General features: G+C 65.8%; 9 protein-coding genes and 3 pseudogenes. 8 read left to right on the top strand and 4 right to left on the bottom strand.

Annotated features, from left to right (window positions below; all coding sequences use genetic code 11):
• Positions 1–475 precede the first annotated feature (475 nt).
• Both ACFXGX_RS42235 and ACFXGX_RS42230 read left to right on the top strand, forming a co-directional pair.
• The gene (locus tag ACFXGX_RS42235; RefSeq protein ID WP_384803497.1) at positions 476–799 is read left to right on the top strand and encodes a hypothetical protein; all 324 of its coding nucleotides are present in this window, start codon (positions 476–478) and stop codon (positions 797–799) included.
• 10 nt (positions 800–809) lie between these two features.
• Positions 810–1,196 (top strand): annotated as a pseudogene (locus tag ACFXGX_RS42230) (ZIP family zinc transporter); the annotation flags it as partial.
• Positions 1,197–1,795: 599 nt separating this feature from the next.
• On the opposite strand, the gene ACFXGX_RS42225 reads toward ACFXGX_RS42230, so the two are convergent.
• Positions 1,796–2,134, bottom strand: coding sequence for an STAS domain-containing protein (locus tag ACFXGX_RS42225; RefSeq protein ID WP_384803494.1), 339 nt, complete (start codon positions 2,132–2,134; stop codon positions 1,796–1,798).
• A 496-nt stretch (positions 2,135–2,630) separates the two neighbouring features.
• On the opposite strand from ACFXGX_RS42225, the pseudogene ACFXGX_RS42220 reads away from it, so the two are divergent.
• From ACFXGX_RS42220 to ACFXGX_RS42205, 4 genes and pseudogenes are all read left to right on the top strand, one after another.
• Positions 2,631–3,152 (top strand): annotated as a pseudogene (locus ACFXGX_RS42220) (transposase); the annotation flags it as partial.
• 308 nt (positions 3,153–3,460) lie between these two features.
• The gene (locus ACFXGX_RS42215; RefSeq protein WP_384803491.1) at positions 3,461–4,000 is read left to right on the top strand and encodes a protein NO VEIN domain-containing protein; all 540 of its coding nucleotides are present in this window, start codon (positions 3,461–3,463) and stop codon (positions 3,998–4,000) included.
• Positions 4,001–4,299: 299 nt separating this feature from the next.
• The gene (locus ACFXGX_RS42210) at positions 4,300–4,458 is read left to right on the top strand and encodes a hypothetical protein (RefSeq protein WP_384803488.1); all 159 of its coding nucleotides are present in this window, start codon (positions 4,300–4,302) and stop codon (positions 4,456–4,458) included.
• A gap of 119 nt (positions 4,459–4,577) precedes the next feature.
• Positions 4,578–4,811 carry a DUF5302 domain-containing protein gene (locus ACFXGX_RS42205; protein WP_384803485.1) on the top strand — a complete coding sequence of 78 codons (234 nt, stop codon included), beginning with the start codon at positions 4,578–4,580 and terminating at the stop codon, positions 4,809–4,811.
• A gap of 610 nt (positions 4,812–5,421) precedes the next feature.
• On the opposite strand, the gene ACFXGX_RS42200 is transcribed toward ACFXGX_RS42205, so the two are convergent.
• Positions 5,422–5,805 (bottom strand): hypothetical protein, encoded by a 384-nt coding sequence (locus tag ACFXGX_RS42200; RefSeq protein WP_384803483.1) that lies wholly within the window; start codon positions 5,803–5,805, stop codon positions 5,422–5,424.
• Positions 5,802–6,008 carry a hypothetical protein gene (locus tag ACFXGX_RS42195; protein ID WP_384803480.1) on the bottom strand — a complete coding sequence of 69 codons (207 nt, stop codon included), beginning with the start codon at positions 6,006–6,008 and terminating at the stop codon, positions 5,802–5,804. Before ACFXGX_RS42195 ends, ACFXGX_RS42200 begins: the two co-directional genes overlap by 4 nt.
• Positions 6,009–6,869: 861 nt before the next feature.
• Here ACFXGX_RS42195 and ACFXGX_RS42190 point away from each other — a divergent pair.
• Positions 6,870–7,202 (top strand): Lsr2 family protein, encoded by a 333-nt coding sequence (locus ACFXGX_RS42190; RefSeq protein ID WP_384803477.1) that lies wholly within the window; start codon positions 6,870–6,872, stop codon positions 7,200–7,202.
• 460 nt (positions 7,203–7,662) lie between these two features.
• Here ACFXGX_RS42190 and ACFXGX_RS42185 read toward each other — a convergent pair whose 3' ends face one another.
• A complete protein-coding gene (locus ACFXGX_RS42185; RefSeq protein WP_384803474.1) occupies positions 7,663–7,902 on the bottom strand; it encodes a hypothetical protein in 240 nt (79 codons plus the stop codon).
• A gap of 1,042 nt (positions 7,903–8,944) precedes the next feature.
• On the opposite strand from ACFXGX_RS42185, the pseudogene ACFXGX_RS42180 reads away from it, so the two are divergent.
• Positions 8,945–9,701 (top strand): annotated as a pseudogene (locus ACFXGX_RS42180) (IS5 family transposase); the annotation flags it as partial.

Raw genomic sequence — 9,701 nt, 5'->3', positions numbered from 1 at the left:
AGGCGGCGGCCCGGTCGGTCAGCTCGTCCTTCTTGAACTCCCGCAGGCTCCCGGAGAGGACCTTGCCCCACGCCTGTTTCGTCAGCTCCGTCGGCCTATCCGGCGCCCGCTCCTCCACCTCGGGCCCGGGCCCGGCTTCCTCGGGCGTCGGCACGTCGTCGACACCGTTTTGTTCTTTCCGACCTGAAAGACTGAATTTCGCCATGCGCGCCGAGTACCCCGGCTCATGCCATTGAGCAGTGGTCCGCTGAGCAGTGGTCCGCGGGGTGGGTCCTAAACTGTGCACCCAGGTTGCCTCATGTCTGGGCCTGCCCGCCCCCGAGCCGACGGTGACACAGACCGACCCCTGCCCAGCCTGGCACTCTCCCAGCTTGGTGACCTGGCCTCTAGACGGCAGGATCGTCGGCATCGGGACCGAAGGCGACCACGACCTGCCCGACGTGCGAACGGCCCGTCAGACCATCCTCGAGCAGGCATGGTGCCCCTGATCATCACCCCGACCGGTGGCATCCTCGGCCCCGACGGCGAACCCGTATCCGTTCAGCGCACCTTCGCCAACGCCCGCTCCACCGAGTTCGACGCCCTCCTGCTCGCCGGCGCACCGGCGGTCGGAGCCGACGCCTACGGAGCCTGCGTTTCCAAGGCCGATGACGACGTCGCAGTGGCTGCGGGCATCGGGCAGTGCTGTTCTGTCCCCAGCATTCGGCTGACCGTGCGGTCGAACGCGTCAGCAGACGGTGGGCTGCCTTCCGATCACGCGGGCACAGCGGACCAGTTGATCCGCATCCGATGCGGGTAGAGGGGTCGGCATGGCTCATGTGGTGGAAGCTGGACTGCGGGGATTGGTGGCGGGCTCGGCCCTGCTGCTGGGTGCTGCGCTGGGGTACGGGATACGGGCGCCGCAGAAGGTGATCGCGAGCGTGATGGCCTTCGGGGCCGGGGTGCTGATCTCAGCGGTCTCCTTCGAGCTGGTCGGAGAGGCCTATGACCAGGCGGGCCTCGCACCCGCAGTCGTAGGCACCCTCATCGGCGCACTGGCCTACACGATGGGCAACGTGTGGGTGGGCCAGCGCGGTGCGCGTCACCGCAAGCGCTCCGGTCACCAGCCGGCGAAGTCGCAGCCTTCGGAGGCCGAGCAGGGCGGGTCCGGGACGGCACTTGCGCTGGGTGCCCTGTTGGATGGGGTGCCTGAGTCCACGCGCTGCCGGGCACAGGTACAGATCGAGTTGCAGCAGGTGGCCGTTGTGCGGCAGCAGGTGGCCGAATCCGCGGCTTCGGCCACCAGCTCGCCGCCGCGCTCCGTCTGGAGGGCGGCCGACGGGTCTTCGGCGGCCCCCGACGACGCTCACTGACTGCCGCCCCTGGTCTGGGCGGACAACGGCTACGCAGGCGAGGAGTTCAGCACCTGGGCCCAGGACATTCTGGGCATCACGATCAAGGTCGTCCCACGCCCCAAGGACGCCAAGGGCTTCGTTCTGCTACCGAAGAGGTGAGTGGTGGAACGGAGCAACTCATGGACGATGCGACCCCGGCGCAACGCACGCGACTACGAACGGCTGATGTTCCACGCCGAAGCCCACATCCAATGGGCCTTCATAACACTCATGTCCCGCCGCCTGGCCCGCCCCGCCGGCAAACCGAGGCGTTGCCGGTGTCTCTCGCAGCCGCCTGAAGACCAGCGCGCTGCTGTTGCCGTTCGGAACGGCGACCATTGACGCCCAACCGAACGGCAAGCGGGATCGCTACCATCCTTCGCGCCTCCGTGACCTGCGAAAAGAGGATGTGACACAGCTTCTCAGGCGGCAGCCGCCGACGGACATGCTGGAAGGAAGTCGGCCCAGCGGTATTCGGGAGACAGCTCCTGGATCAGCCTCAGCAAATACAGCGGCTGCGCCTGCAGGCCGGTAACAGCCAATGTATGGCCCGTTTCCAGGCAGGCCGACCACTGGTCGTCGAGCAGGTGAAGGCCGGTGCTGTCCATGAATAGGACCTCCCGCAGGTCCCAGGTCACATGGGTGACGGACTTCGACAGCTCCTGGGCGGCGGCGAGCAGGTCGGGCAGGGTGTCGTAGTCGATCTCTCCGCTTGGGCTGATGACCGTTTTGACGCCGTCGTTCGTGATGGTGACGAGCATGATGGGCGCCCCCCTCCAGGGGGGTCATGAGCCCAAGGTCACTGGAGCGCCGACAAAAAGCGGCCCCTGCAGCGATGGCGGGGACCGAATGCCCGTGAAGGGAGCAATGCCCGGAACCCGTAAACCAGCCCCCCGCAGCCACGGCGGCAGGACCAGTCAACCTCTCGTTCCGCCATCATCCCACAGCAGCTACCGCCCGAACAGGCGCCCGGTCAAGCACTGCGAACCCCAGCCCCCGCGCGAGCCCAACCCCGAGCCCGGGATCAGAAACAGGCACTCAACGAGCGTTTTGTCCTGGGGATGGTGTTTGGTGGCTTTTTGGATGTCAGGTCGATTCAAGAGTGATGGGGCCAGGGATATGTCGTGTGCCAGGTGATGCAGTTGACGACATGTGCAGGCCCTTTTCGGCCCGTTCACTCCTGTCTGATCCCAAGGCGCCCCGCTGAAACCCATTTGCGCCCTGCCGATACGAGGGTCTCGACGGTAGTACCGAAACATGACGCGACACCGCCCGTACCTCAGCGACCTCTCCGATGCGCACTGGGAACTGATCGGGCCTACGCTCACCGCTTGGTGGGCCGAGCGCAGAGGCAAAGGTCTCGACATCGGCCGGCCGCCCGAGCACGACCTGCGCCGCCTGACGGACGCCATCCTCTACGTCGACCGCACCGGCATTGCCGGGCGTTACCTGCCTCACGACTTCCCGCCGTGGGAGACGGTCTACGGCTACTTCGCCGCCTGGCAAAAGGAGGGCGTCTTCGACCGCCTCAACGGTCTCCTGCGGCGCCTGCTCCGGGAAGCCGAAGGCCGCGACGGTGAGCCGACCGCCTGCGTGCTGGACGCGCAGAGCGTGAAGGCCTCCGCGAACGTGCGCGCGACCGGCCAGGGCATCGATGTCGACAAGAAAATCGCAGGTCGCACGCGCCATGTCGGGGTGGATACCCTCGGTCTGCTCCTGACTGTCTGGGTCGCCGCAGCAAGCGTTTCCGACAACGTCGGCGGCATACACCTGACGTCCCACACGCCCACCCCCAGTTCGCCCTCCTGGCCACCGGCGCCTCGCCGCGAGTCCAGCTCGAAAACTGGCTCCAGGACACCGCCACGTTCTACCTCTTCCAGGTTCGCGGCGGCTTCTACGAAGGCAAGTCCTGGCACTGGCCCGACGAGGAAGCCGAGCAGCGCCTGAAGTACCCCCTGCGCTTCGGTATCGAGCCGCTGGCCAAGCTCGAGAACGTCCCCCTGGGGCCCGACGGCCCGCTCACCGAGGTTGGCAGCGATGCGATCCGCCGCTCAGGCACCGACCGCGGCACGGGCAAACTCGTCCAGATGCCCGCCCAGCAACTCCTGGAACTCGCCCAGATTCCCTTCGACCCCAAAGTGCCCGAAGACGTCCCCCTCGACAAGCCGCCGGGCTTCACAGCTGAGCAGGTCGAGGGCAAGAAGAAGCCCCAGCGCCGCCGCCGCGGCGCCGGCTACATCTCCGACCCCAAGAAGCGAAAGGTCATCGAGGAGTACGCCGAAGAGATCGCCACCGCCTGCTATGTAGCGGAAGGGTGGGCGGTCGAGAAGCTGGGCAAGCCCTACGACCTGCGCTGCACCCGAGGCGCGGAGGAACGTCACGTGGAGGGCAAGGGCACCACGGGGGCCGCGACGAGCGTTGAACTGACGATCAACGAGGTTCTCCACGCGAGGGACAAGACCAACACTGTTGACCTGTACGTCGTCAGCGACATCAAGGTTGATACCCGAACCGACCCCTACACCCCCAGCGAGGGCGCAGTCTCGCACTACACCAACTGGGAGCCGGCCGAGGAAGACCTCAGGCCTCGCAAGTACGAATACCGGCTCCCGGACCAGACGGTCTGATCCCCGCACGCTCGCTGTCGTCACACCTGCCTCGCGACGGCGAGTTCTCTATTTCCAACACCAATACGAGGAGATCACACCCATCATCCGGAGCGCAGGTGGGTGTGCGGGGCGGGAGACGGGTCGTCGGCGGCTTCCCGCCCACCTCGGAAGCGACCAACGAGATTTGCAACAATTTGCATATACCTGCTGCACGAGGCGCTGGGGATACGGCAAGTCTAGATCGACCGGTTTCGAATAGCGAGGTCCTCCGTCTGCTAGGCACCGTAACCCTGACCGCGGTCGGCCGCCCAAACCTGGTGACCCTTGGGGATAGCATCCAGTCCGGCAACTGCGTCACGAACGGCCGCATCACCCTGACGCTGCGCCCCGGCGACACGGTGGGCTTTGCCTACGAGTCGACCAAACGGGACGGCACCCGGCAGTCAGTGAAGGTGGGCCTGGAACGCGTCGCCTGACCGGCGCCGGGGACGAGAGTCGCAGCCGGGGCGGGTGCGCGCCGTCTCCGCGAGGCGCCGTGCGGCGGTGTCCGCCGTGACATGCTGTGCTTCCCATAGCCCGGTTCCAGGAGGTCACCATGGCTGCAGAGTCTCCATTGCCCGAAGAGCCGGTAGACGGCGAGAGCTCTTCCCTCTCGCCCGACGATGATGCCCAGGACGACTTGAAGCGCAAGTTCCGGGAGGCTCTGGCGCGCAAGCGTGGTGTGCAGGCGGACGCCGCCCTTACTACGAGCACCAACACGTCGAAGGTCCACGGCGCGCACGGTCCGGCCGCGAGTCAGCGGTCGTTCCGTCGAAAGAGCGGCGGCTGAGTCGTAACAGCCTCAAGACGGGACTCGGCAGCGTCAGGCGATCTCTGGCGCTGGCCAGTTGAGCCGCGAGGAGCTGGCGGTAGACGCGGCCCTCACCGGCGGCGACCCGCACGGCCAGGGTCGCAGCCCGCTCACGGGTCGGCGCGGCGGTGTTGCCTTCCTCCGGCTTGCGCAGCGCCAGGACTGAGACCAGCAGCGAGGCCAGACTGACCGGCAAGCCCCGCGGTTCCGACGGACCGGCCCCGCCATAACTGCACCACGGCGTGGATCACGCTCGCCGCTACCACGTCCCCGCCGCGCCACCCCGCCGTCCGCCATACCCGCTGCTGACGGCGCCCCCCGACATCCATGCCCGTGATGATGTCTGCACGCACAGGGGTCACGCAGGTCCTTCCCGTGCCCGGCCACCGGGATCCGGCGGCCGGGCACACGCCTCCAAGGATCTGGCGCGGTCCGGCAAAGGACCTGGTAGCGGGTGGCAGCACGACCGAGCTGGGGCGTAGACCCGAACCCGTTTCCGGACCTACTGCCTGCCGTGCTGCCAGCACAGCTATCGCGCTGACGGCGGGTATTCCGGCACGGGCTCTGGGACGAAGCGAAACCCCAAGCGTCATCCGGCGCGCCAGGACTCCAAGCGCTGCGCGACGGTGCGCAGGTCGGCTTCCTGCTCGCGGACCGCCTGAGCGAGTTCGTACAGATCGTCGTCTTTGGCTTGGAGGGGTTGGCCGGAGACTTGCATGTACTGGCTGGTGCAGGCCCAGCCGATGACCAAGTTGTAGTCGGTGAAGGGGCGCAACAGCAGCGCGGTGTGGAGGAAGGTTGCAGCCCGGGAGGCGGCCTCCTCGTAGTACAGGACGCCGCGCTCCCGCTCGAAGGTGTGCCGGCTGGCCATGAAGTCCAGGGCGCCCCAGTCCGCGATGGGTACGTTCAACGGGGAGATCGCAGACTGGATCTGCAGGACCCAGCCGACGTCGACACGGATGATTGGGCTCACCGCTGTCCCTCGGGGAAGCGGGCCGTGATCCCGGGCAGGATCCGGGAGGCTTCGGCAACCGCCCCTTCGACGAAGGAGATCCGGTCGGCCTCCTCCACTGTCACATCGTGCACATGCTGCTTCAGGCTCCGGCCCGTCAGCGCCGCCCGCTCGCGCAGCCGCGTCATCTCTTCTTCGCTGAATTCCACATTGAGTGCAGGCATGCACCAAAGGTACCTCGACTGGTACCGGCAGCGGTACCGGTCGGGATGCGCCGAGAACCGGCAGCCCGATTACCTTTGGGTCGCGGTCTAGGAGCGTCAGCTGAGTGCGCATCGCGTTGGATCCGGCGGCCGCGTGCTGTCCGGTCGTCGCCAATCACCACAGTTTGGGCCCCCACCGGCGCTTCGGCACCGTCGGGAACGCGGACACCGGCGGGAGGTCCTCGAAGGCCACCGCCAGCACTGCATCCGCCCAACGCCGGTACCGGCTGCCTGAGACATTACAGAAAGGCAGTCCACTCGGATCGGTACAGATGTCGACGGGTGGACCGGTAGCGGCGCTTGGGCATCGATGGTCGGACTGGGATATCCAGTGGTGCCGGCGGCGAGGCGGAAGTGGTAGCTCCCACCTGGGGCGTCTTGCCTGTTCCCTATGACGGTGGAATGCGACCGCAGCAGAGCATGTCGGAGCGAGAGGACGCGGGATATGGATTCCCTGTACAGCACAGACCAGGATGTCCCGTTGGGGCCTGGAGGTCCGCCGCTGAAGGCATTCCAGCGGTGGGCTCCCGTGACAGTCGCATGTTCGTCTGCCCTGCGCCGCGATGGAAAGCGCAAGGGTTTGCGTCATCTCGGTCCGCGTCCTGGACGGAACGAAGAGCGGCGCATGCATTCGCCGCTTCCGTATCTGTGCCCGGTGGGTCACTTGGCTCGATGCTGACGGCAAGATCCGCAAGAGGGTGTGACCGCTGCGTTGTCCCATTTTTCCCCTTGTCCCAGATGTGCCAGCACATCTGTTCTGGATCTGTCGTTCCTGAAGATCTTCGAAGTGGACACCTAGGGAAAAGTGGGTATCATTCCCGTATGGCTCAGAAGATCGTTACCGTTTACACGGATGACCTCACCGGTGCAGAATCCGACGAAGTGCGGACGCACACCTTTTCCCTTGACGGCGTAAATTACGAGATCGATCTGGTCTCGGATAATTACGACCAGCTCTTCGAGGCGCTTGCACCCTTCATCGACAAGGGCCGCAAGACTGGTCGGGTGAGCGGGGCGGGGCGTGCGCGCAGGGCGCCGACCGACGGGCCCAGCGCGGAGGAGGTTCGGGACTGGGCTCGGAAGAACAACTATCAGGTCAACGACCGAGGGCGCGTCCCGACCAGCATTCGCGAGGCTTATGACAAAGCCCACTGACTGTAAGACCTTCGTTCCGTGCCTCGCTGGGGGCCCGGAGGAAACGCTCATAACTTCCTTGTCGAGACGCTCCTGATCGTTCATGCGGAAGCGGGAAGTTCGTAAAGATGTACCTGGCCAATGATGTAGGCCAGGTACGCTGGTCGATTCTCCGGCCCGCGGCCTGGGGAGGACTCAAGACAGACTCCCTCGACCGGCCCGTACCTCTCCGTGGACCTGACCGCCAAATCGTGTTAAACGGTACGAGCCCCCCTCGCGCTTAGTCGTGATGTACAAGATCAAAGGGGCAGTTGGGTCCGGTCGTGCGGTGCGAACAGTGCGGTCGTCATCACAAACGGATCCTGGAAGCAGGGGCAACCACCTGCGCGGTGGGCTGTCGCGATGCCTTCCTGTCTGGAGCGAGGAGTTCCCTCTCTCATAGACGTGGTGGATCATCATCTTCAAGCGAGCGGCTTGCTACTCACCAGCATCCCAGGGAGGCGAGCTGGTTCAGGAGGTCCTGGCGTTCCTGTCGCTTACTTTGGATCTGTGAAAGGATGTCCCGTTTTTCTTCGCGGGATGCTCCCGGGATCTGTTTCTGCAAGTACTGGATATCGGTATCCATCGTTTTGGCCTGCTCTTTTATCTTTGTGCAAGGTTTCGCCAGGACGGTGATGGCGGTGGTCAGGGAGTGGTTGTCCGTGGTGTCGGTGACGGCCACTTCCGTGCGCTACGGCTGATCGCCCATCAGCCGTTCGATCTGCGACGCCGTTTCGCCGGTGGACCACCGGTAAGTGAAGGGGCCATCGCCTAGAGGAACGGCCTCCATCCGGTAAGTGTCGCCGGACTCAGGAGCTTGTGGTATTGCCTTGAAGGAGACGTTCCCAAGCTCGCCGACGGGCCACGTAAGCGTCCGGCACACCGTAGCCAATGGTGGAGCTGCGTCCCTGCCTGGTCGACCGGAAGAGCTGGGCAACGGCCTCGTCAGCTGTCAGATATGGCCCGGCCCCGCTCCTCCCGGGGGAGCGGGGCCGGCGATGTCCATGGTGCTCAGCGGTCTTGGGCGGTGGCATACAGCTCGCTCAGCAGGCTTCCCTTGGTCGCGACGAGATCAGCGGGAGACCAAGCACGTCCACGGGTGGGCCCGCGCCGCCCAGCCCGAAGCGCCACCCAGCCCTCGCGGCCACCAGCGCCTCGTGCCGCGTGGGCAAGGCTGAGTCGAGTGGGGACATGACACGGGACCCGGAAAGTCACCTCGAGCGGACGCACCGACGGACTCGGAAAGAGCCGCCATGAGACCGGGTTGCTGTCCTCAGGCGCGTCGAGGACGTCGATCTTGTCCACCAATGAATTCGCGTTCGACGAGAAGGTCCTCCCATAGCGTTGGGCCGAGTACCCACATCTGCACGCTCAGGGGCTCCCCGCCGGCGAGCGGAAGGAGCTCAGGGTGGGCGGTGACGCCTTGAAAGGGGCCCCAGCCCCCTGCGTTGGTGTGCAGAACGGAGAAGAACAAGCGGCCGTCCGGCTTCAGAGGTCGTTTTCATCTGTCTTGCCTGGTTATGGGGCGATTCTCTGGGTGATGGATGGTGTGCAGGGGAGGTCTTGAAGGCTGTCGATGCTTGTGGGCCGGGGGAGGTTGCGGAGGGGACGGAAAGGGTCGTAGTCCTGTCTCATCCCAGGATGCCCGGTCTTCGAGGCTGTGTGCTTCGAGCGCCGATTCGGTGCGACTGGGCGCACTCGTTTCGGGGCGGTACGCCGGAAGCATGGCCAAGCGGCACCCGTATCCGAGTGATCTGTCCTATGCCCGCTGGGAGTTGGTCGAGCCGGTCCTGGCAGCTTGGCGCTTCGAGCGCCGCGGCAGACTCTGGACTTCGGCCGGCCGCCCGAGCACGACCTGCGCGACATCATGGACGCGATCTTGTATGTGGACCGCACCGGCGTCCAGCGGCGCTACCTCCCGCATGACTTCCCGCACTGGAACACGGTCTACGGCTACTTCGCCAGGTGGCAGCAGGGAAGGCGTGTTCGCCCAGCTCAACGGCCTGCTCAGGCAACTCTTACGACAGAAGGAAGGACGGGAGGCCGAACCATCGGCCTGCGTGATCGACGCACAGAGCGTGAAAACCTCCACCAGCGTGCTCGCCTCCGGCCAGGGCATCGATGCCGGGAAGAAGATCGTCGGGCGGAAGCGCAGCATCGTCACCGACACCATCGGCCTCCTGCTCGCCGTGCTGGCACCGCGGCAAGCGTGCAGGACTCCACCGCCGGCACCGAGCTCCTGGACCGGGTCGCCGCCGAACATCCCCGCGTCCGCAAAGCGTGGGTCGACGGCGGCTACCGCCAGCACCTCGTCGAGCACGCCGCCACCCTCGGCATCGACATGGAAATCACTCAACGCAAGCCCGGAACCAGAGGATTCACCCCCATCCCGAAACGGTGGGCGGTCGAGCGGACCTACGGCTGGCTCATGCTCCACCGCCGCCTGGCCCGCGACTACGAAACCCTGCCCACCCGCTCCGA

Source organism: Streptomyces sp. NPDC059371, assembly GCF_042751995.1.
Lineage (GTDB): Bacteria > Actinomycetota > Actinomycetes > Streptomycetales > Streptomycetaceae > Streptomyces.
The sequence above is the reverse complement of the archived record's forward strand: the minus strand, read 5'-3'. Positions and strand labels throughout refer to the sequence as shown.